Source organism: Streptomyces sp. NPDC020780 (genome assembly GCF_044334475.1).
In the GTDB taxonomy this organism is placed as follows: domain Bacteria; phylum Actinomycetota; class Actinomycetes; order Streptomycetales; family Streptomycetaceae; genus Streptomyces.
In genome coordinates, this window is record NZ_JBIRTB010000012.1 from 112,741 (window position 1) to 134,621 (window position 21,881).

Consider the following 21,881-nt stretch of genomic DNA (forward strand, 5'->3'; position numbering starts at 1 on the left):
CGAGCGCCCGGTTTCCTACTCCACGACGGCCAGCTCGCGCGAGGTGGTGTTCAGCCGCCTGCCGCCGTCCTCCGTGACCGTGACGATGTCCTCGATGCGGACCCCGAAGCGGCCCGGGAGGTAGATGCCCGGCTCCACCGAGAAGCACATGCCGGGTACGAGCCGCTGCTCCTCGCCCTCGATCATGTAGGGCGGCTCGTGGGTGGTGACGCCGATGCCGTGACCGGTGCGGTGGATGAAACGCTCGCCGTACCCGAATTCCGTGATGACGGCACGGGCCGCCCGGTCGATCTCCTGGCAGGCGACCCCGGGCCGCACGGCACGGCAGCCGGCCTCCTGCGCCTCCCGTACGACGTCGTGCACCCGCTGCTCCTCGGCGGTGGGTTCGCCGACGTGGACGGTACGGGAGGTGTCCGAGCCGTAACCGTGCTTCAGCCCGCCGAAGTCCAGGACCACCATGTCGCCCCGCTCGATGGTGCGGTCACCCGCCTCGTGGTGCGGGTTTGCGCCGTTGGGGCCGGAGCCGACGACGGTGAAGTCGACCTGCGAGTGGCCGTACTCGGTGAGCAGGGCGGCCAGGTCGGCGGCCACGTCGCTCTCCCGGCGGCCGGAGAAGCGGACCGTGAGGATCCGCTCGTACGTGGCGTCGGCGGCCTCCCCGGCCGCCGCGAGGCGCTGCAGTTCGGCCGCGTCCTTGACGGCGCGCAGCATGGGCAGCGCGGCGGTGAGCGAGGCGTACGAGGTGCCCGGCAGGAGTTCCTGCAGGGCGAGCAGGTGCAGGGCCCAGGTGTTGTCACTGACCCCGAACCGGCCCTGGGCGTCCAGGAGTCCGGCCGCCAGGGCGTACGGGTCGGTGGCGTCCGTCCAGTCGTGCAGGGTGAGCGCGGGGGCGCCGGTCGCCCGCTCGGCGTCGGCGGCCTCCAGGGCCGGTACGACGAGGACGGGCTCCTGTCCGGCCCGCAGGACGAGCAGGGTGAGGCGCTCGGTCTCCGCGGTCGGCCGGTAGCCGGTGAGGTGGACCATGTCGGGGCCGGGCGCCACCAGGACGCCGGCGAGGCCGGCGGCGTCCGCGGACTCGGCCGCGCGGGTCATGCGGGCCCGGTAGTCCTCGGCGGTGAAGGGCACGGGCTGGTCGGCGCTGGGCATGGAGACCTCCTGGCGGACTGCGCGGGACGGGGCGCGGGGCGGGATGGGACGGCCCGGCACACAACATCCTGCCTGCCGGGCCCCGGTGCACGTGGCCGGGGCGGGAGTCAGGGCGTGTCCGGCAGCCGCACCACCAGGCCGGCGCGGTCGTGGTAACGCTCCACCGGCCGGGCGCGGCCCCGGATCGTCCCGGGTTCGCGCAGACACCCGGAGGACCCCGCCCTCGTCCGTCACGCCCTCGACGGCGAGGGCCGAAAGCCCCGAGAACACCACAGCCACAAGGCCGGAGCCGCTGCCGGAGGTCAGACGGGCAGCCGCGGCACGCTGTCGATCAGACGGCGGGTGTAGGGGTGCTCCGGTTCACCGAGCACCTGGGAGGTGGCTCCCTGCTCGACGACCCGGCCGCGTTCCAGCACGGCCGTGCGCTCGCACAGCGAGGCGACGACCGACAGGTCGTGGGAGACCATGACCAGCGTCAGGCCGCGCTCCTGCTTCAGTTCGGCGAGCAGGTCGACGACCTTCACCCGGGTGGTGACGTCCAGCGCGCTGACCGGCTCGTCGGCCAGGAGGACGCGTGGATCGCAGACGGTGGCGCGGGCGATGGCGATGCGCTGGCGCTGTCCACCGGAGAACTCGTGCGGGTAGCGGTCCACGGCGTCCGCCGGGAGACCGACGCGTTCCAGCGCGGCCGCCACTTTGGGCGCCGCCGTGGAGCGGGTGTCGAGGCCGAGGGAGCGCAGGGGTTCCGCGACGATCGCACCGACCCGGCGGCTGGGGTCGAGCGAGGAGTACGGGTCCTGGAAGACGCACTGCACGCCGCGCCGGAAGCGGCGCATCTGTTCCCGGTCGCGCGGGTCCAGGGCAGCCCCGTCGAAGTGGACGGCACCGGCCGTGGGACGTGCCAGGCCCAGCAGCAGCCGGAGCAGTGTCGTCTTGCCCGCGCCGGACTCGCCGACCAGCGCGAGACTCTCGCCCGCCTCGACGGCGAGGGACACGCCCGAGACCACGTCTGCCGTGCTCCCCCGGTAGCGTACGGCGGCGTCCTTCAGCTCCAGCACGGGCGTCATCGTGCGCTCCTCAGGTCCAGGGCGGACTCCAGTTTCCGGGCGCTGGCCACCAGGGCCCGGGTGTACTCCTCGCGGGGTGCGCGCACGATGTCGTGGACCGCGCCCCGCTCGACGGCCCGGCCGTCCTTCATGACCAGCACCCGGTCGGTGACCCTGGCCACGACGGCGAGGTCGTGGCTGACGAACAGCACGGCCATCTCGCGTTCCCGGACCAGGCCGTCGATCAGCTCCAGCATCTCCGCCTGCACCGACACGTCCAGGGCGGTGGTGGGCTCGTCCGCGATGAGCAGCTTCGGCTCGCAGGCCAGGGCCATGGCGAGCGCGACGCGCTGGCGCTGTCCGCCGGAGATCTCGTGCGCGAAGGCCCGGGAGACGCGGTCGGGCTCGGGGAGGCGTACCTGTTCGAGTGCCTCGTGGACGGCCGCGCGCAGGGGCTTGCCCTTGAGGCCGGTGCGGCGGGCGAGCGGCTCGGCGATCTGCCGGCCGAGCCGCATCAGGGGGTCCAGCGCGGTCAGCGGCTCCTGGAAGACGACCGCCGCGTCCCGTCCGCGGACGGCGGTGAGGCTCCTCTCGGAGGCGCCCACCGTCTGCGTCCCGGCGAGCTCCACGCTGCCGGTCGCGGTCATACCGTCGGGCAGCAGTCCGAGGACCGCGAGAGTCGTCAGGGACTTGCCGGAGCCGGACTCCCCGATGATGCCGAGTCGTTCGCCACCGGCGACGGTGAGGGACAGGTCGTCGACGAGGGTCCGGCCGTCGTCGGTCCGTACGGTCAGTCCGCGTACGTCGAGGAGAGTCACGCGCGCCTCCGCCGGGTGGCCGGGTCGAGGGTGTCACGCAGGCCGTCGGCGATCAGGTTCACACCGATGACGAGCAGTACGAGCAGGATTCCGGGCGCGAGCGCACCGGCCGGCGCCGTGGTGAAGGTGGCCTGGGCCTCCTGGAGCATGCGGCCCCAGGAGGCGTTGGGCGGTGGTGCCCCGAGACCGAGGTAGGACAGTCCGGCCTCGGCGAGTACGGCGAGGCCGAACTGCAGGGCGAGGTTGACCACCAGCGTGGGCCAGATGTTGGGCAGGACGTGGGAGAGGACCGTACGTGGCCAGGAGGTACCGGAGGTCCGGGCGGCCGTGATGTAGTCCTGTGCCAGGACCCGTTTGACCAGGATGCGCACCAGGCGCGCCACGACGGCGCTCTGGGCGAGGCCGATCGCCAGGACCGCCGAGCCGAGTGTCGCCGAGCGGGCGGCGACGATGAGCATGGCGAGCAGCAGGGTCGGAAAGGCGATCAGGATGTCGAGGAACGCCGAGAGCGTGTCGTCGATCCAGCCCTGCGCGTACGCGGCGAGCACGCCCAGGGTGATTCCGATGACGGCGGCGATGAGCACCGACCCGAGCCCCGCCTCGACGGCGATGCGGGAGCCGGTCATCACCTGGGTGAGCAGGTCACGCCCGAGCTTGTCGGTGCCGAGGAGATGGCCGTCGCCGGGTCCGGCGAGCCGTCCGCCGGAGGTGTCCTCGGCGTCGTAGGGCAGCCAGAGGAGCGACACCAGGGCCAGGAGCCCGATGAGCCCGGCGAGTACGCAGCCGACGACGAGGGTGACGGAGCGCCGGGAGCGCCGCTTGGTCGGGGCGAGCAGGTCCGTCCCGGTCATCGGGAACCTCCCGAGAGCCTGCCGCGCAGCCGCGGGTCGATGATCCGCTGGACCAGGTCGGCCACGAAGCCGATCACCAGGACCGCGAGGGTGGACACGAACAGCACGCCCTGGATGACCGGGTAGTCGTGCTGCGCGATGCCGGTGGCGAGCATCGAACCGAGGCCCGGCAGCGCGTACACCGACTCCACGACCACGGCACCGAGCAGCGTCGAGGCGAGTTCGATGCCGAGGACGGAGATCACCGGCACGGAGGCGTTGCGCAGGCCGTGCCGCCGCATGGCGCCGCCGAAGGAGGAGCCGAGGGCGCGTGCGGTCCGCAGGTAGTCGCTGCCCAGGACGTCGAGGGTGGCGGAGCGGACGTAGCGGATCAGGGACGCGCTCATCACGAGGGCGATGGTCACGACCGGCAGGACGAGGGAGCGGATCGCCTCGGCGGGTTCGGCCCAGCCGTCCTGCGGGAAGCCGCCGGAGGGCAGCCAGCCGGCGTTGAGCGCGAACACTGCGATGAGGATCATGCCGAGCCAGAACACGGGGATCGCGATGCCCAGTTGGGACACGCCGCTCAGCAGCGCGCCGTACCAGGTGTGCCGCTTGTACGCGGCCGTGAAGCCGGCGGGGACGGCGACCAGGACGGCCAGGACGAACGCCGCCAGCGTGAGCGGCACGGTGACGTCCATCCGGGCGGCGACCTCGGGGCCGACCGGCAGGGAGCTGACGAACGAGGTACCGAGGTCGCCGCTCGCCAGCTGCCCGAGCCAGTGGGTGAACTGCTCGGGCAGCGGGCGGTCGGAGCCGATGGCGTGCCGGGCCGCGGCTATCTGCTCGGGGCCGGCACCGACCGCGGTGAGCGCGTTGGCCGGGTCGCCCGGCAGCAGGCGCAGCAGCACGAACAGCACCACGCTCGCCAGCGCCAGCGACACGGCGAGGAAGGCCAGCCGGCGCGCCAGATAGCGCGCCATCAGCCCTTCTTCTTGATGTCGTAGGCGAAGAACTGCGAGTTCAACCCGTTGAGGGGGTAGCCGGAGAGCTTGTCGTTCGCGACGACGATCTGCGGGTAGAGGTACAGCCAGTCACTGGCCGCGTCCTGTGCGGTCTGCCGGTTGGCCTTCTTCAGCAGCTCGGTCTGCGCGGCGGTGCTGGAAGCTTCCTCCGCCTGTTCGACCCACTGGGTGACCTGCGGGTTGTCGTAGCCCCAGTAGAAGTCCGGGTTGCCGTACCAGACGAGGTCGCGGTCGTTGACGTGCTCCTGGAGCGTGGCCGTGAAGTCGTGGTTCTTGTAGACCTTCGTGTACCACTCGTCGGGGGTGATCGTGTTGATCTTGACGGTGATGCCGACCTTGGCGAGCTGGGACTTGATGAAGGTCGCTGCCGTGGGGTGCGGGTCGTAGTTGGGGGTGTCGAGGGTGAAGCTGAAGCCCTTGGCGTAACCGGCCTCGGACAGCAGCTTCCTGGCCTTCGTCACGTCGTAGGCGTTGACGTCGGTCAGGTCCTCGTACCAGGGGTCGGTGGGCGGCACCATCGAGCCGATCTGCTTGCCGTAGCCGCCCCAGACGGACTCCAGGAGCTTCTTGTCGTCGATGGCCGCGGACACGGCCTGGCGCACCTTGACGTCGGTGAAGGGCTTGGCCTTGTCGTTGAACGCGAGCAGCAGCTTGGTCGTGGAGTCGCCGTCGTTGACCTTGTAGGTGCCGTTGCTCTTGAACTGTTCCAGGGCGTCGGGCGACTGCTCGCTGGTGACCACGTCGACGGCGTTGGTCAGCAGGGCGTTGTTCAGGGCCGAGGCGTCCTTGTAGTAGTGGAAGACGACCTGCTTGTTGGCTGCGGCGTCGCCCCAGTAGCCCGCGAAGCGGTTCAGGCTCAGCGCGGACCCGCGGGTCCACTTGTTCAGGGAGTACGGGCCCGTGCCGTCCTCGGTCGTCTTCAGGTTCTTCGCCTGGGAGTTGATGATCCAGACGTAGGAGAGGTTGTAGACGAAGGAGATCGACTTCCTGGACAGCGTGATCTTCACGGTCCGCTTGTCGGGGGTGGCTATCTCCTTGACGACCTCGAGGTTGCTCTTGCGGGCCGACTGGGAGTCGTCCGCCGTCACCTTCTCCAGGCTGTACTTGACGTCCTCGCTGGTGAGTTCCTTGCCACTGTGGAACTTCACGCCGTCGCGCAGGGTGAAGGTGTAGGTGAGCCCGTCGGCGCTCGTCGCGTAGTCCTGGGCGAGGAGCTTCTCGACCTCGCCGTCGTCGGTGAGCCTGAACAGGCCCTCGTAGACGTTGCCGTTGAGGGCCTCGGTGACGCCCTGGCCGCCGCCCGCGGTGTTGTCGAGGTTCTGCGGCTCGTAGAGGGAACCGATGTTGACGACCGCGTCCTTGTCCCAGGTGCCGCCCGAGGCGCCGGTGCCGCCGGAGCCGCCGGAGCCGCCGCAGGCGGTCAGGGTCAGGGCGAGAGCGGCGACGGTGGCGGTGGTGAACAGGACGTTCTTCTTGGTGCTCATGGGTCAGGACTCTTTCGGTGCGGGGAGCTGCGGGCGGATCAGTGCTGGGCGTCGAAGCCGTCGCGGAAGACGGGGAGCTTCTCGCCTGCCTCGACCGGCAGGTGGAAACGGTTCTGCCGCGGCGGCATCGGACAGTTGTACTGATCGGAGAATCCGCAGGGCGGCACGAAGGCCTGGTTGAAATCGAGGACGACCCGGCTCTCGTCGTCCGTGCGCCGCACGAAGAGGAAGCGACCGGCCCCGTAGGTGGTGTCACCGTTGGTGGGGTCCCCGAAGACGAGCAGCAGGGTGCCGTCGTCGTCGAAGGCGCTGAGGGTGTACTCCCGGCCGTCGACGGTGAGCGTGATGTCACCCGGGACGACCAGGTCGCGGCTGCCACCGTTGTCCCGGATGTGCTCGAAGGCGACGCGCCGGGCGCCGGGGACGGGCGTGTACGAGGCCTCCAGGACCCAGGCGGGGTCGTAGGGGAAGACGTCGACCCGGTCGAAATGGCGGAGGGCGGGCGCGGCGGCGTCCCAGAAGCGCAGGCCGTGCTCGGGCTCGCCGGTGACCAGGTCGGTGCGCCGGAGCGTGGTGACCGTCACGGTGTCCGGCCGGTCCGCGCGGGCCTCCTCCGCGTCCGGCTCCTCCCCCGTCGGCGCCCAGCGGGTTTCGACCAGGGCGAGGTTTCCGGTCGGAGCCGTGAGTGCGCGGTGACGCTCGGCACGCCAGGCGTCCCACTCCTGCGCCGGGTCGACGGGTGCGCGGTCGGGGGACTGGGGCACGGCAGTACTCATTCATCTCGGGGACGGGTGGCCCTCACAGCCCGCAGGTGACGGGATGTGAATAAGTGGCCAAAGCATCACCTTTATTATCCATAAGCACATCTATGTCAAACGCCCATGCCACATAATGAGACGCGCCTCCCGAAAGGAGAGATACTGCCCCGACGGGGAACGGCGCCGCTACCGCGGCCCCGCGTCGCTCTCCTGGCCTCCGGCTGCCGCCGCACCGCCCGCGGAAACGGGCCATCAGCGAGGTGTGGGGGACGCCTTCGTCGTGCGAGGACCAGGCCCTCCGCCGGGCCTACGCGAGTCCGGCCGCCGCCCCCAGCGCGTCCAGGACCGGCTTGATCAGCGGGTGGCCCTCGGCCCCCTGCCGTACGGCGGCGAAGACCCGCCGGGTCGGGGCGCTGCCCTCCACGGGGCGTACGACGACGCCCCCGGGTTCCGCGCCCCGCAGTGCCGACCGGGGCACCAGGGCCACCCCGGCCCCCGCCCCGGCCAGGGCGAGCACCGCGTGGAAGTCGTCCGAGGAGTGCTCCAGCCGCGGCGCGAAGCCGGCGTACTCGCAGGCCAGGACCACCACGTCATGGCAGGGGTTGCCGGGGTACGGGCCGATCCAGCGGTCCTCGGCGAGGTCGGCGACGGCGACGTGGTCCTTCCCGGCGAGACGGTGGCCGACCGGCAGCACCGCGTCGAAGGGCTCGGAGTACAGCGGCACCCGGGTCAGCCGCCGGTCGTCCGCGCCGGGCGCGCCCCGGTACTCGACGGCGACCGCCACGTCGACCTGCCGGTCCAGGACCATGGGCACGCTCGCGTCGCCCTCCGCGTCCTGCACCCGCACCCGGATGCCGGGCGCGGTGCGCGTCAGTCCGGCGATGGCGGGGGCGAGCACCAGGGCGATGCCCGTGGCGAACGCCGCGACGGTGACCGTACCCGCGACCCCGGCCGCGTAGTCGGCGAGCTCCGCCTCGGCCCGCTCCAGCTGGGCGAGCACCTCGTTGGCGTGGTGCAGCAGGATCTCCCCGGCGGCCGTCAGCCGGGCGCCCCGCGCCCCGCGCTCCACCAGCCGGTGCCCGGTCTCCTGTTCCAGCGCGGCGAGCTGCTGGGAGACGGCGGAGGGGGTGAGGTAGAGCGCGGCGGCGGCCGCGGTCACCGTGCCGTGGTCCGCCACCGCACGAAGAATACGCAGCCGCCGTGCATCGATCATGCGCCCATTGTCCCAGGCCGGCGGGGTCGCCCGCGCTACTCGCCCAGCGCGGCCCGCGCGTCGACGAACGCGTCCACGGCGCGGTTGACGTCCTCGGTGGAGTGGCCGGCGGAGAGCTGGACACGGATGCGCGCGGCCCCCTGGGGCACGACGGGGTAGGAGAACCCGATCACGTACACACCGCGCTCGAGGAGCAGCTCCGCCATCCGGCCTGCCTTCGCCGCGTCCCCGATCATGACCGGGGCGATGGCGTGGTCGCCGGGCAGGATGTCGAAGCCCTCCTCGCTCATCCGGGAACGGAAGAGCGCGGTGTTGGCGTCGAGCCGCTCGCGCAGGTCGCCCGCGGACTCCAGGAGGTCGATGACCTTGAGGGAGGCGGCGGCGATCACCGGGGCGAGCGAGTTGGAGAAGAGGTACGGGCGCGAGCGCTGGCGCAGCAGGGCGACGATCTCGGCGCGGGCCGCGACGTAGCCGCCGGACGCCCCGCCCAGGGCCTTGCCGAGCGTGCCGGTGATGATGTCGACGCGGTCCATGACGCCGTGCAGCTCGGGGGTGCCCCGGCCGCCGGGGCCGACGAAGCCCACGGCGTGCGAGTCGTCGACCATGACCATGGCGTCGTAGCGGTCGGCGAGGTCGCAGATCTCCGCCAGCGGGGCGACGTAGCCGTCCATGGAGAAGACGCCGTCGGTGACGACGAGCCGCCGGCGGGCACCGGAGGCCTTCTTGAGCTGCTCCTCCAGATCGGCCATGTCGCGGTTGGCGTAGCGGTAGCGCTCGGCCTTGGACAGGCGGATGCCGTCGATGATGGAGGCGTGGTTGAGGGCGTCGGAGATCACCGCGTCCTCGGGGCCGAGGAGGGTCTCGAAGACCCCGCCGTTGGCGTCGAAGCAGGAGGAGTAGAGGATCGTGTCCTCCTGGCCGAGGAAGGCCGAGAGCCGCTGCTCCAGCTCCTTGTGGACCTCCTGCGTGCCGCAGATGAAGCGGACGGACGCCAGGCCGTAGCCCCAGCGGTCCAGCGCCTCGTGGGCGGCGGCGACGACCTCGGGGTGGTCGGCGAGGCCCAGGTAGTTGTTGGCGCAGAAGTTGAGCACCTCACCGGCGCGGCCGCCGGAGGTGACGGCGACGGTGGCCGACTGGGGGGTGCCGATCACGCGCTCGGGCTTCTGGAGCCCGGCGTCCCGGATCTCGTCGAGGGTGGTGAGCAGGTCGTCGCGTACGGAGGCGAACATGAGGAGGTCTCCCAGGTGGGTACGGGTGCGTACGAAGAGCTTCAAGCGGACCAGTCGAGCAGGACCTTGCCGCCGAGACCACTGGCGGCGTCGTCGAAGGCCGCCTCGAAGTCGCGGTAGCCGTACCGCCCGGTGATCACGGGGGTGAGGTCGAGTCCGCCCTCGAGCATCACGGACATGGCGTACCAGGTCTCGTACATCTCGCGGCCGTAGATGCCCTTGATCGTGAGCATCGAGGTGACGATGCGCGACCAGTCCACGGGGAACTGGCCGGACGGCAGTCCGAGCATGGCGATCCGGCCGCCGTGCGTCATGTTGGCGATCATGTCCTGCATGGCCTCGGGGCGGCCGGACATCTCCAGGCCGATGTCGAAGCCCTCGCGCAGGCCGAGGCGGCGCTGGCCGTCGGCGATGGTCTCCTTGCCGACGTCGAGGGCGAGGCTGACGCCGACCTTCCTGGCCAGTTCGAGCCGGGCCTCGCTGACGTCGGTGATGACGACGTTGCGCGCGCCGGCGTGCCGGGCGACGGCGGCGGCCATGATGCCGATGGGGCCCGCGCCGGTGATCAGCACGTCCTCGCCGACGAGCGGGAAGGAGAGCGCGGTGTGCACGGCGTTGCCGAACGGGTCGAAGATGGCGGCGACGTCGAGGTCGACCTTCTCCCGGTGCACCCATACGTTCGAGGCGGGCAGCGACAGGTACTCGGCGAACGCCCCGTCCCGGCCCACGCCGAGGCCGAGCGTGGAGCGGCAGAGGTGGCGCCGTCCGGCGAGACAGTTGCGGCACTTGCCGCAGACGAGGTGGCCCTCGCCGCTGACCAGGTCGCCGACCTTGATGTCGACGACGTCGGCACCGAGGTCCGCGACCTCGCCGACGAACTCGTGGCCCAGCACGAGCGGGGTGCGCACGGCCTGCTGCGCCCACCCGTCGTAGGCGCGGATGTGGAGGTCGGTGCCGCAGATCCCGGTGCGCAGGACCTTGATCAGGACGTCCCCGGGGCCGATCTCCGGCTCCGGTACGTCCATCAGCCAGAGTCCCGGCTCGGCCTTCTGCTTCACGAGTGCCTTCACTGCGGGGGCTCCCTGTACGTGGTACCTGGTGAATACCCCGGGCCGGGGGCATGCCGAAGGCGGCCTGCGGCCCGGGGTATACGGGGGTTACGGCTGACGGGACAGGCCGGGACGCGTGCGTCCGCTCCGCGTGCCGCCGCCCTCTGCCGTCACAGAGAAATGTGCCGCACCCCGGGCCCGAGGTCCATCGAGGATTTCTTAAGCGCCGCCGCAGTTGTGCTTCACACCGTGGGAGTGTGCTTCACACCGTGGGAGCGGGAAGCCCCTTCCCGTGCGCCGTACCGGACCGGGCGGTATCCATGCCGGCCGAACGCGTGCCCGTACGGGTCAGGGGCGGGGCCAGGGGCGGCCGTCGAGGTTCTCGATGTCGATGTTGAGGCGCTTGAGGTAGCCGGCGAAGTCGGCGACCTCCTCCGGAGCCCACTCCTCCATGACCCGTTCCAGACCCCGGATGTTCTCGGCGCGCTCCGCGTCGAGACCGCGCTGCCCCTCGTCGGTGATCCGGAACTTGCGGGCGATGCCACCGTCCGGATCGGGGATGCGCTCCACGAGTCCGGCCCGCAGCATGGCGGCCGTCTGCCGGTTGAGGGTGGAGGCGTCCAGGCCGAACGCGTCGCTGAGCTGCCCGATGGACATCGGGCCCTGCATACGGATGCGGCTGAGCAGGGTGTACGCGCTGCGGTCCAGTCCGCCGCCCCGCCTGGAGCGGGGTGCGCTCGGCTGGAGGTGCCGGCCGAGCACCATGGTCTCGAACTCGATCAGGTGCGTGGGCTTGTCGCGCTTGTGCATGGTCCTTCTCTCGACCGCCTTCGCCGTGCGTCCGGGCTCTCAGCCGTACGTCCGGGCCCTCCACCGCAGACATTCCATCACGGCCCACGCGCAGGACGCACAGCGTATTTAGCTATGTTGACATAGGTATACGCCACGTACTTATGCTGCGGACATGCCCGACCCCCGTGCGCCGCAGCAGACCGTCGACCACGTAGCCTCCGCGCTCGTGGCGGCCCTGCCCGCGCTGCACCGGGGTCTCGAGCGGCACGTCGGCCACGAGTTCCCGCATCCCCGGCTTCCGGACGGCCAGCTCGCGCTGCTCTTCCTGGTCGAGGAGCGGGAGGGGATCACCGTCCGCGAAGCGGCCGAAGCCCTGCTGATGAAGCCGAACAACGTCAGCGCGCTCGTCTCCCAGCTCACCGAACCGGGGCTGCTGGAGCGCAGGCAGGACGTAGCCGACAAGCGCGTCGCGCACCTGCATCCGACGCCCACCGCCCGCCGGCGGCTCGCCGAGGCGCGGCAGTTGAAGGAGACCCACATGGCGCGCGCGCTCCAGACCCTCACCGACGGGGAGCTCGACGCCCTCGGTGCGGCCCTGGGCGCGCTGACGTCACTCTCCCGGGGACTGCACTCCCCCGTCGGCTGACTCCCTTCCTCCCCGGCCCGGGCCGCTTCCCGTGCCCGGGACCGGAGTTCCCGTGCCGCTCCTGTACCCGTCACCTCGGCCGTGCGCCGCCGACCGCGGCCTGGCGTAGCCCTGTGCGCCGCCACGGCTTCCCGAAGTACGTTCACAGACAGGGCCTTTCCCTGTCCCCCTCGGGGTGACGTCAGGACCTGGCCGGACGGTCCGTCACGGCGGCGGAGGGCGCCCGTCCCCTCGGGTCACTTGGACTCCACGCGTCCGAACGGGTCGGGGCCGGCCGTCAGCGCGTCGCACGCGGACCGCCAGGCGGGGTCTCCGGGGTGGAGCTCGGTACGCAGGTAGGCCCAGGTGAGTTGCTGGACGGCTGCCACCCGCGCCGGGCTCTCGTCCGTGGTCTCCGCGACGTCGTACCCGGCCACTCCGCCGAGCCCGTGCTCCGCGCCGAACAGGGTGAGCAGGGATTTACGCCCCGGGGAGAGGACGTACGGATCGGTGTGCCACTCCCAGCCGTTGACCGTCAGGTGGGCCGAGTCGTCCTTGTCCCCGGCAACCACGAGCGCGGGCGTCGCCATCCGGGAGAAGTCCATGGTCCGGAGGAAGGGAAGGCCGGCGGCCGCGGACGCGCTGAGGGCCCCGCCGCCCCGGCCGGGCGCGGCGAGCAGGACGCCCGCCTTGATGCGGGGATCGGCCGTGTCCGCGTCCGTGCCGTCGTGCGGGTCGGTGACCCGGGCGCCCAGCAGCAGGCTCGCGGTGTGTCCGCCCATGGAGTGCCCGGCCACGGCGACCTTGTCGGGGTCCAGGCGGCCGGCGAGCTGCGGGACGGCGGCCTCGATCACGTCGAGCCGGTCGAGGATGTGCCGCATGTCCTCGACTCGCGAGCGCCAGAACAGCGGCGCCCCGGGAGTACCGGGGTCCAGGCTCAGGGTCGCGGAGCTCAGATGGGTGGGCTGGATGACGACGAAGCCGTGCGCCGCCCAGAAGCCGGCGAGGGGGGCGTACCCGTTCAGTGAGGAGAGGTGGTTCGAGTGGCCCTGGCCGTGCGAGAGGAGGACGACCGGAAGGCCGCTGCCGGCCACGGGCGCGGAGACCCGTATCTCCAGATCCACGGGCCGGCCCGGGACCGGCAGCACCACGGGGCTGACCGAGAGGACCGGGGTGGGCGGCCCGGCGATGCCGGCCGTGCGGGTCGATGCGGTCATGATGCGCTTTCCCTTCGAAACAACCCGCCGCCGGGCAGGTCCGGCCGGCGGCGGGTGTGAGGTCGGAAGCGTCCCCTTCAGCCAGACTGAAATCGGAACATTGTTCCATTTAGCTTACGGAGCAGCGCTCCGCTTTGTCAACGGAACCGGGCGGGCAGGGTGGCGCCGGGCGGTCCGTCCACTCCCCGAGGGCCGGGCACCCGACAGGTGGCGGCGGAGCGGCCGGCCTGCCGCCCTCCGTGCGCGATCCGCAGCCCGGCTTCGGGCCGCATGCGGCCCAACGGGGCGTCAGGCCTTGATAACGTCGCCCGCACGACTGCGGAAAGCTCCCCGCCGGGGTCGTCGCTCCACCGGTCCCCGCCGCCCGACAGTGCGGCGAGCGGCAAGCCGGTGCGTGTCATGGGGACCGGACGTGGCAGGGACGATGAGGGCCGACGCATGAGCCTCCCGCAGTTGCACTACATCTCCGTCACGGCCGGGGACGGGGAGCCAGGGGGCCGGTTCACCGCCGTCGACCCCGCGATACCCGGGCCGACACGCGCGGAGGCCGCCCCGCTCCTCGCCTACGAGGCTCCCGCAGGCACTCCCGGACGACTCACCGACGCCGAACTCCGGGCGCTGCCGGTCGCGTTCGGCTTCACCTCACTCTCGGACGGCAGCCATCTGCTCAGTCGTACGGTGGCCGTGGGCGGGGGCGGGTTCCACGCCCACGCCGTGCACCTCCCGGCAGGTACGCCCCTGCCCGGCCGGGTGCTCCCGGTCGCCGCGTGGGGCGCCGCCGGATGGCTCTCCGCCGCGCCGGACCGTACACCGGCCGACCCGTTGACCTCGATGGCTCTGTCGAGCGGCCCCTCCCGGGGGCTCTCCCGCGAAGGTCTCGGTGACTTCGCGGTGTCCCGCGGCCCCTGGCTCGCCGCCGTCCTCGGCGATCTGCGACGGGTCAGTGAGGACCCGTCAGCACCGCAGGTCGTTCTCGTGGAGCGGCAGAGCGCGGACGTGGCCCGGTGGATCGCCCTCGCCACCGCCGTCCTGCCACGGGAGCACGCGGAGCGGCTGACCTTCACCACGTACACCCGGCAGCCCGGGCGCACCTCGCACCAGGCCGTCGGGGTCCTTCCCGAGGACGCTCCCGACGTGCGCGACCCCCGCTTCCGGGTGCACACCACGACCGGCCCGCGGCCCGCGGCGGTGCGGGACGCCTGGGCAGGCACCGCCGCCCGGATCTGGCGCAGCCGGGCCCCGGAGCTCTTCCGAGAGGCCGCGGAGCTGCCGGGCGAGCCCTTCGCCGCCGGTCCGCTGGCCGTGACGGCCCTGGGTGCGGGCATTCCGCTCGGTTCGGCCGAGCGCGCCGCCGCCGCCGACTGGGCCGCCGAGCGGCCGTACGCGCTGGACGAGAAACGGACCCGGCAGCTGACCGACGCGCTGACCGCGCCCGCCGACGACCGCACGGCCGCCGAATGCGCCGCCGCACTGCGGCTGCTCACCGCACTGGACGGCCGCAGCCCCGCCGCCGTCACCGCGCCGCTGGCCGCGTTGCTGGTCACGGAAGCGGTACGGGGCGGCGACGCGTCCCTCGAACCGCCCGCTCGGTCGGCCTTCGCCGAGGACGCCGGGGAGCAGGCGGTGGCCGCGCTGGTCGATGAGCTCGGGGGCGAGATACTGGCCGAACTCGCCACCGGAGTAACCCGGGGCGTGGCGCGGACGGTGCAGTTGCTGCGGATCGTGCGGCTGCTCGGTATGGACTGCGAGAAGCTGCTCCCCGGCGTCGTCCACCGGCTGGCCCGCGCCCTGCTCGACGCCCCGGAGGCCGGCGGGTGCCGCACGCTGCTCGACCTGCTGGACGAACAGTTCGACGTGCGTACGGCGTTGCTCGGCGAGCTGGACCGGCTCGCTCCGGACGACCCGGTAGGGACGGAGCGGCTGCTTCTCCAGGTCGCCCTGCCGTTCACCGGGACGCAGGCACTGCCGCATCTGCGGATGTGCGCCGAGGCGCCCGGTGCCAAGGCGCGCGGGACGGGCCGGGTGACGGTCCTGCACACGATACTGCGGGCGGCGGGCATGTCCCCGTTCGCCGAGCCGCTGGTGCTGCGCACGGCGGTGGGCCTGGTGTGGGGCGAGGACACCCCCACGGCGGGCGAGGCCCGCTCGCTGCTGGGCGAGACCACGTCCGACGCCCATCGGACGGCCGGCACGTGGGCGCGCCTGGTGGACGCCGCGCTCGGCGCCCCCTTCGACGACGAGGACGCCCCGGAACTCGCCCACGACCTGCTGCGCGGCTTCCCGCAGGAGATGGGCGCCCGGGACCGCGCCTCCCTGCTGCTGCTGGACTTCGCCCGCGATATGCGCTCCGGTACGGCGGAACCCGGCTGGACGGAACGCGCCCGGTCGCTGCGCACCCTCGCCGAACCGGTCGAGCCCGTGGTCCTTGAGCACGCCTACGGCGCCCTGGCCCGGCGGCTGCTCGCCCCCGACCGCCCCGAGGCGGAGCTGTACGCGTTCGTGCACAGCGACGACATGGACCTGATCGCGGGCTACGGCCGGGAGGCCCACCGCGACGTGACCCTGGCCCGGTTGCGGGACGAACCCGCGTACGTGGCGGACTGCTTCACCGTATGGACCGCCCATCCGCACGCGGGTGACGCCTGGACGAAAACCCGCACCGCCCTGCTCGACGAGGTCCTGCGCCCCGCGGTGCGCGCCCTGTCCCCCGAGGGCGTCACAGCGGTGGAGCGAGCCGTCGAACGCGGGGGAAGCAGCCGCACCCTCGACGCCTTCCGCACCTGGAACCGCCCGTCCCGCTCGATCGGGCGGCTCGGCAAGCGCGTCGTGGGGCGGATGCGCCGGGGGTGACGGCGGGAAAGCAGCTGTCCGAACCCGCCTGATTCCGGAACAGCCAAGTGCTGTCCCGCGATTCCCGGCGGGCGCCCGACGACAGCCACGGCACCTCGCCGCATTGTCGGAACGTCCCCCTACATCCCCGTATGCGGACGCGGACGCTCCTCCGCGATGCGACGCACCCGTCCGACGGCGGACAACGGCGAGAGGCATCTCTTCCAGCCCATTTCAATGACAGGGGCATGCAAAGCAGGGACTGGTGGGCATAGTTCTGAGGCCCCGGGAGAAGCTGCGACCTGCCACTTCGCTGATGCAGTCCCTCTCCCCGCTCTCGGTTCCGAGCGGAGCCGAGTCCCCCACGAGTGAAGGGACAGCAATGCCGCACTCCTTATGGCTGAAGGCAGCCTGTACCGCCGCCACGCTCACCCTGGCCGCAGCAACAGCAACGCACGCCGCACCCGCACCGCAACCGGCCGCGGCGGAGGCCGCGGCAGCGGTGGTGACACTCCGCTACGACGACAGCCGGGCAGGCGGCTGGGAAGCGGCGATCACCGCCGGAGTCGCCTCGTGGAACCAGAACGTGGGAAACGTCAGGCTGGTGGAAGCCGCACCCGGCACCCGGGCCGAGATCCAGATCGTCGCCACCAGCGGATGGCCGCAGGCGACACTCGGCCCGGTGCGCCCGGGCGGCCAGGTGCGAGTCGAACTGGGCAGTGAGGCGGTGTCCCAGGGCTATGACAAGACCCGCATCGCCGCCCACGAGATCGGGCACAGCCTGGGCCTGCCCGACACCAAGCCCGGCCCGTGCTCCCAGCTGATGTCAGGGTCGAGCGCGGGCACCAGTTGCAGGAACGCGGTTCCGAACGCGACGGAACGAGCCCGCGTCGAGACCGCCTACGCCAACGGCCTCACCTCGCTCGCTCCTGCCGACGGCCGCACTCTGGTGGACGCGCCTTAGCCGACAGGGACCACCCCCACGCGCGGTGCCCGACCCACACCCTGCGGTCGGGCACCGCGCGCACGTCGTGGTGGCGGTAGCGGCCTGGCGCCGCGGCTCCCGGTGAGGAGAGGGCCGGCCGGTCGTCGGCATCGGTATCGGGCAGCCCCGACGGGCTCAGACGTTCGGCACCTTGAGTCTGTCCCAGCTGGCCTTGCCCGGGATGCCGTCCGCGCCGCTTCCCGAGTAGCCCAGCTTGCGCTGCCACGCGGCGTAGGAGGCGCGGTCCGCCTCGGACCAGTCCGGGCCCGGGCCGACCTCGTACTTTCCGCACCCCTCGGCCACCAGCCTCTTCCCCATCGCCGTGATGACGGCGCTGCGCCGGCCGGCCCGGAAGAACGCGGCTCCGGGGAACGGCTCGTACGCCGCCGGAGGCTTGGGGGCGGGCGGCTTCGCCGGGCCGTCGGGTGGGCCGGCGAGGCGCGTCCTGACCCTGCCGCGCATCGAGTCCATCGTGAAACCGCGCGGGTCTATCTTCCCCGGCTGCCACTCCTTGTGACCGATCACCGAACGCTGGTTCCAGCCATGGGCCCGGCAGATCGCGGCAGCCGCCTTCTCGACGGCCTCCAGTTGGGCGGCCGGCCACGGGTCCTTGCCGTTGCCGAGGTTGACGCACTCGAAGCCGTAGAAGGAGCGGTTGCCGTCGGTGTCGGCCTCGTTGTCGGCGGGCAGGGCCGTCTCGTTGATCACCGCGCGCAGGACGTCGCCGTCGCCGAGGCCGGCGTGATTGGCACGGCCGTGACCGACCAGGTGGACCGTGCCGTCCTTGGCGATCACTCCGTGGCACAGCGGCCCCGGCAGACTCGCGTGGCCGTCGTAGCAGAGGTCCACGGAACTCTGCGTGCCGGAGGTCACGGTGTGATGGATCATCACCCCGTGCACGGGCCCCCATGGGCCCTTGTGGTTGCGGTTGTGGGTGCGCCAGCTCCGGTGCTCGACGATCTGCAGACCCTCGTCCCGAAGGGCCTTGAGAAGTCTGGCGGTGGACAGGGGCGTTGCCATCGTGGTGCTCCTTTACCCAGGTGATACGTCAGTTCTCGGGTTGTCCCGCGTCCCGCTCCGGCGTCGGTCCGTCCGGGCGGGCGGGGGTGTTCTCCCTGGCCTCGGCTTCCGCTTCGGCCTCCGCCTCCGCGGCCAGTTCCCGCTCGCTCGCCGCGGGGACGACAGCGGCCAGCGGCGCGAACGTCATGCGCAGGTCCGCGACCGATCCCTCCCCCAGCACCCAGGCCAGTGGTGCGTAGTGCACCCGGATGCCTTCGGGGGACCGCAGCAGCGGGCGGCGGGCCGCGTCCGTGGGCCACTCGACGCCGCCCGTCACGGTCCGGGCCGCAAGGGTCCAGAAGTCGCCGGACCGGTAGGTCCCGCCCGGCTCGAAGTACACGAGTACACCGTCCTCCAGCGACAGCCAGCAGCCCTCCTCGATCCGGACCGCCCCGCCCCGCAGCTCCGCCGCGGACTGCTTGGTGCCGCGCGGGCCACCCCCGTGCCGGGAGCCGGACCGCTGGTCCCAGCGCCGCAGGAACGGATGGAGTTCGGGGCGCCGCCCGACCGACGGGTGCGGCTCGTCCGAGAGCCGTACCCGCCGTCCCGGCAGGTCGATCTCCTCGACCCGCAGCAGCGGCAGCGGTTCGCCCCGGCTGACGGAGCCGGTGTCCACGAACTCCACCTGGTCGCCGACGTTCAGACCGAGCTTGTCGTCGTTGCCGAGCGAGGCCAACTCCACCCAGGTTCCATCGAGTTCGTCGACCGGCAGTGTCACGGACCCGTTCTCCCTCGACCATTTGAAGGTGGCGTCCTTCGCCGGGCCGCCCTGGTGGATCTCCACGCGGTACAGCTGGTTCTCCGGGCCTCGGTAGCGGGCGTCCGGCTCCACCAGGCAGGGGTCGTCCGCGTGCTCGGGCCGCTCACTGCGTGCCGCCATCCGCGCCGTCGGCGCCTGAGCCGCCGCCCATCGCGCGAACGCCTCGCGGACCTGGTCCGTCGTCGCCCCGTCCGCCAGCTCCAGCTCCGCACCGGGCAGCGGCAGCACCTGCCAGACGGTCTTGATCCGGGCCGCCGTGTCGGGCATGGCCGCCCCGAGCGCCACCTCGCGCAGCAGCGGGTCCTCCGCCGCGGTCACCGAGCGCTCCCACACCTTGAGGCAGGCGAGATACGGGAACTGGGTGGGTAGCCGGTCGCCGGGGCGCTCCGGGTCCCGGTGGCCGTCCGGCTGATCCCAGTACGTCCAGGTCGCCGGGGTCTCTCCGCCGGCGGCCGCCTCCTCCCCTGCCGGTACACCGGGTTCCGGGCGGGTCGCGTCCAGCAGGATCCCGTCGACGTAGTAGCGGCCGCCGCCGAGTGAGAGGTCGTCGAGCTCCCGGCCGCCGCCCAGGAACCCCACCTCGAATCCGGCCGCGCCACGCGGGCCGCCGTGCTGCCCGACGAGGTCGGCGGTGGTGGTCCGGGCCCGGTGCAGCTGGATCGCGGCCTGTTCGTTGGCGTCGGCGTCCAGCTGGACCCGGCCCTGCTGGGCGAGGACCGCCGCGTAGTGCCGGTCGGGCCGGAAGGTGTCGCGGGAGAGGTCTGCGTGCATGGGAAGGGGTCCCCCTCGGAGGTACGTAGCAGGAAGAGAGCGGGGCGGGCGGTTCTGGGCGGCGGCGCAGGTCAGGTCAGGTCACGCGGAAGATCCCGGCGTCCGTACCGGCCGGGGTGTACTCGGCGAGCCGGGCCCGGAGACTGTCCTCACGCTGCGGTTCGTACAGCTGGTGGAAGGCCCCCATCTCGGAGCCGTCGTCGGCGCCCCGCCGGATCTGCCACGGTCCGCCGTCGGCGAGCCGCCCGTACGCGGGTGTGCCGTACCGCTCGCTGCTCAGCAGCGGGCGCACCTGCCCGGCCAGGCCGGCACCGGCGAGGTCCGGCTGGCAGCGGTGGCGGCGCGGGGTACGGGAACCGGGCGGTACGTAGGAGTACCGCAGGCAGCCGATGCCGCGCCGGGCGACCCGCACCTGCCCGGTGAAGACGCTGTTCTCGGCGATCCGCACCGCGTGGGTGTGGACCTCACCGATGACGGTGGTGCGGTGCGCGTGCAGCACGGCGTGCGCGTGTCGGCAGTCCGGGGCGGAGAGCGCCGGAAGGCCGTGGCCGGTGGCGTCCAGGATGCTGTCGCGGATGTGGATCGGCAGCGGGTCGGTGCTCACCTCCTCGCCGATCACCTCGATGGTGCCGAGGATGCTGCGGTCGATGGACACGCAGGCGGAGGTCCGGTCCAGGACCAGGCTCGGTTCCTCGGGTGAGTGCGGCTCGCAGTCGGTCTCCAGCGACCAGCCGGGCACCAGCGTGCAGTGCCGCAGCACGACCGCGCCGACGGGGCCACTGACGTGGAGCCCGCGTCCGGTGACCAGCAGTCCGTCCAGGACGATCCGGGGAGCGTCGCCCGTGCCCTGAGGATCCTCCCGCGCCCGGATGTTGAGCGCGTCGGGGCGGTTGCTGTACCAGTCGAGCAGCCGGATCACCGGGCGGCAGCCCTCGGCCGCCCGCAGTTCCAGCCGGTCGCCGCGGCCGAGGTCGAAGTCGAGCTGCTCCTGGTAGGCGCCGCTGTGCGTGATCTCGATGACGCCCTCGGCACCGCAGTGCCCTGACGCCCGGTCGGTACGCCACTGCGCGTAGGCGTCCATGATCCGCCGGTGGGCCTGGCGGGGCCCGACCCGGTACACGCGGGCGGCGGGCGAGGTGACGCGCTCGCGCGGGTACTCGCCGCCGCCGGTGTCGTCGCCGAAGGCGTAGTGGTAGGTGACCCAGACTCCTTGCCGGGGTGCGCCGCGGGACCCGAAGGCGATCCGGCCCAGCACCGGGTCGACGGCCACCTGGCCGAGCCTGGGACGGTAGCGCCAGCCGGTCAGGTCGGCCACCACGATGTCCGACATCGGCACCGGCTCGTCCTGTCCGTCACGCCAGACCGTGAAACTCTTGCCGGGACCGTAGTGGTCGGCGAGCCGGTCCGCGAGCTGCCGTCTGCTGAGGGATGCGGGCACGTGGTCGACGGTCGCGAGGTGTGTGGCGGAGGGTTCCGGCACCGGGCGGGTCACCAGCGCGGTGTCGTTGCCCAGGATCGAGAACGTGTACAGGTTGCGGGCGCGGTCGACGCAGTACGCCGGCGCCCGGCTCACCCGGTAGGGCTTCAGCCGCCACACGAACAGCCCCACCCCCGCGGGTGAATGACCGCCCTGCCGCCGCGGCGAGGCGGCCCTGCGCACGTCGACGGACCGGGCCAGCGCGTCGAACGGCCCGCCCGCCAGGTCGAGTCGCGCACCGTCGCGTACGTCGGCCAGCCTGCCGCGCTCCAGTCTGCGTACGTCGCCGGTGGCCGCCCCGGTCCCGTACAGCCTGACCGGCTGCTGGTGGGAGAGCAGCCGGGAGAACTCCACGGCTCTGGCCGGCCATCCGGCGACCTCCTGGGCCAGCTCCTCCAGCAGGGCGAGCGTGCCCTTGCGGCGGCGGTTGGCGACCGTGGCCGCGACGTCGCGGCGCGGGGCGAGCGCCTCGGCCAGCCGGGACCGGGCTCTCCCGCCGTCCGTGCCACCGAGTCCGGCCGTGCGTACCCGCTCGTACCCCGGGAGTGGGCGGTAGCCCACCAGGTCGCCGAGATACGGCAGCGCCCAGGGGGCGGCCGTCTCCATGAAGAGGTCCTCGTAGCTCTGGTCGACGCCGTCCCGCACCCGGTCGACCTGCTCGGCGATCACCGCGAGCAGTGCGCGCAGCAGCTCCCCGCCCTCCGCGTCCCGCAGCCGGTGCCACTGCGGGAGCAGCTCCACGAGCCCGTCCGGTTCCCTGCTCATGCG

General features: G+C 72.4%; 18 protein-coding genes. 3 read left to right on the top strand and 15 right to left on the bottom strand.

Annotated elements, in window-relative coordinates:
- Nucleotides 1–15 precede the first annotated feature (15 nt).
- From ACH4VO_RS23435 to ACH4VO_RS23485, 11 genes are all read right to left on the bottom strand, one after another.
- Nucleotides 16–1,146, bottom strand: coding sequence for an aminopeptidase P family protein (locus ACH4VO_RS23435; protein ID WP_360990565.1), 1,131 nt, complete (start codon nucleotides 1,144–1,146; stop codon nucleotides 16–18).
- 302 nt (nucleotides 1,147–1,448) lie between these two features.
- Complete coding sequence (locus tag ACH4VO_RS23440) at nucleotides 1,449–2,213, bottom strand: ABC transporter ATP-binding protein (RefSeq protein WP_360990319.1); 765 nt, start codon at nucleotides 2,211–2,213, stop codon at nucleotides 1,449–1,451.
- On the bottom strand, nucleotides 2,210–3,010 hold the full coding sequence (locus tag ACH4VO_RS23445; RefSeq protein WP_360990316.1) for an ABC transporter ATP-binding protein: 801 nt from the start codon (nucleotides 3,008–3,010) through the stop codon (nucleotides 2,210–2,212). Before ACH4VO_RS23445 ends, ACH4VO_RS23440 begins: the two co-directional genes overlap by 4 nt.
- Nucleotides 3,007–3,861, bottom strand: coding sequence for an ABC transporter permease (locus ACH4VO_RS23450; RefSeq protein WP_360990313.1), 855 nt, complete (start codon nucleotides 3,859–3,861; stop codon nucleotides 3,007–3,009). The genes ACH4VO_RS23445 and ACH4VO_RS23450 overlap by 4 nt, the downstream gene beginning before the upstream one ends.
- Nucleotides 3,858–4,823, bottom strand: a complete 966-nt coding sequence (locus ACH4VO_RS23455; RefSeq protein WP_360990310.1) for an ABC transporter permease — start codon at nucleotides 4,821–4,823, stop codon at nucleotides 3,858–3,860. Before ACH4VO_RS23455 ends, ACH4VO_RS23450 begins: the two co-directional genes overlap by 4 nt.
- Complete coding sequence (locus ACH4VO_RS23460; RefSeq protein ID WP_360990308.1) at nucleotides 4,823–6,349, bottom strand: ABC transporter substrate-binding protein; 1,527 nt, start codon at nucleotides 6,347–6,349, stop codon at nucleotides 4,823–4,825. The genes ACH4VO_RS23455 and ACH4VO_RS23460 overlap by 1 nt, the downstream gene beginning before the upstream one ends.
- A 38-nt stretch (nucleotides 6,350–6,387) precedes the next feature.
- Complete coding sequence (locus ACH4VO_RS23465) at nucleotides 6,388–7,125, bottom strand: DUF1684 domain-containing protein (protein ID WP_360990305.1); 738 nt, start codon at nucleotides 7,123–7,125, stop codon at nucleotides 6,388–6,390.
- Nucleotides 7,126–7,414: 289 nt separating this feature from the next.
- Nucleotides 7,415–8,320, bottom strand: coding sequence for a LysR family transcriptional regulator (locus tag ACH4VO_RS23470; protein ID WP_360990303.1), 906 nt, complete (start codon nucleotides 8,318–8,320; stop codon nucleotides 7,415–7,417).
- Nucleotides 8,321–8,355: 35 nt separating this feature from the next.
- Complete coding sequence (locus ACH4VO_RS23475) at nucleotides 8,356–9,549, bottom strand: glycine C-acetyltransferase (protein ID WP_360990562.1); 1,194 nt, start codon at nucleotides 9,547–9,549, stop codon at nucleotides 8,356–8,358.
- Between the two features lie 41 nt (nucleotides 9,550–9,590).
- Nucleotides 9,591–10,619 carry an L-threonine 3-dehydrogenase gene (gene tdh, locus ACH4VO_RS23480; protein ID WP_360990300.1) on the bottom strand — a complete coding sequence of 343 codons (1,029 nt, stop codon included), beginning with the start codon at nucleotides 10,617–10,619 and terminating at the stop codon, nucleotides 9,591–9,593.
- Nucleotides 10,620–10,946: 327 nt separating this feature from the next.
- Nucleotides 10,947–11,408, bottom strand: coding sequence for a MarR family transcriptional regulator (locus tag ACH4VO_RS23485; RefSeq protein ID WP_360990297.1), 462 nt, complete (start codon nucleotides 11,406–11,408; stop codon nucleotides 10,947–10,949).
- A 154-nt stretch (nucleotides 11,409–11,562) separates the two neighbouring features.
- Between ACH4VO_RS23485 and ACH4VO_RS23490 the strand changes: the two genes are divergently transcribed.
- Entirely contained in the window at nucleotides 11,563–12,036 is a 474-nt protein-coding gene (locus ACH4VO_RS23490) for a MarR family transcriptional regulator (RefSeq protein ID WP_360990294.1), read from the top strand.
- 236 nt (nucleotides 12,037–12,272) lie between these two features.
- On the opposite strand, the gene ACH4VO_RS23495 is transcribed toward ACH4VO_RS23490, so the two are convergent.
- Nucleotides 12,273–13,232: a chlorophyllase gene (locus ACH4VO_RS23495; protein WP_360990291.1), complete on the bottom strand. Its 960-nt coding sequence runs from the start codon at nucleotides 13,230–13,232 to the stop codon at nucleotides 12,273–12,275.
- 438 nt (nucleotides 13,233–13,670) lie between these two features.
- Here ACH4VO_RS23495 and ACH4VO_RS23500 point away from each other — a divergent pair, with 438 nt between their 5' ends.
- The gene (locus ACH4VO_RS23500; protein WP_360990288.1) at nucleotides 13,671–16,082 is read left to right on the top strand and encodes a GTPase-associated protein 1-related protein; all 2,412 of its coding nucleotides are present in this window, start codon (nucleotides 13,671–13,673) and stop codon (nucleotides 16,080–16,082) included.
- A 361-nt stretch (nucleotides 16,083–16,443) separates the two neighbouring features.
- Nucleotides 16,444–17,025: a snapalysin family zinc-dependent metalloprotease gene (locus ACH4VO_RS23505; RefSeq protein WP_360990285.1), complete on the top strand. Its 582-nt coding sequence runs from the start codon at nucleotides 16,444–16,446 to the stop codon at nucleotides 17,023–17,025.
- Between the two features lie 156 nt (nucleotides 17,026–17,181).
- Here ACH4VO_RS23505 and ACH4VO_RS23510 read toward each other — a convergent pair whose 3' ends face one another.
- From ACH4VO_RS23510 to ACH4VO_RS23520, 3 genes are all read right to left on the bottom strand, one after another.
- Entirely contained in the window at nucleotides 17,182–18,066 is an 885-nt protein-coding gene (locus tag ACH4VO_RS23510; RefSeq protein ID WP_360990283.1) for a peptidoglycan-binding protein, read from the bottom strand.
- A gap of 28 nt (nucleotides 18,067–18,094) precedes the next feature.
- Nucleotides 18,095–19,636, bottom strand: coding sequence for a DUF6519 domain-containing protein (locus ACH4VO_RS23515; RefSeq protein WP_360990280.1), 1,542 nt, complete (start codon nucleotides 19,634–19,636; stop codon nucleotides 18,095–18,097).
- Between the two features lie 76 nt (nucleotides 19,637–19,712).
- Nucleotides 19,713–21,878: a hypothetical protein gene (locus ACH4VO_RS23520; RefSeq protein WP_360990277.1), complete on the bottom strand. Its 2,166-nt coding sequence runs from the start codon at nucleotides 21,876–21,878 to the stop codon at nucleotides 19,713–19,715.
- Between the last annotated feature and the right edge of the window lie 3 nt (nucleotides 21,879–21,881).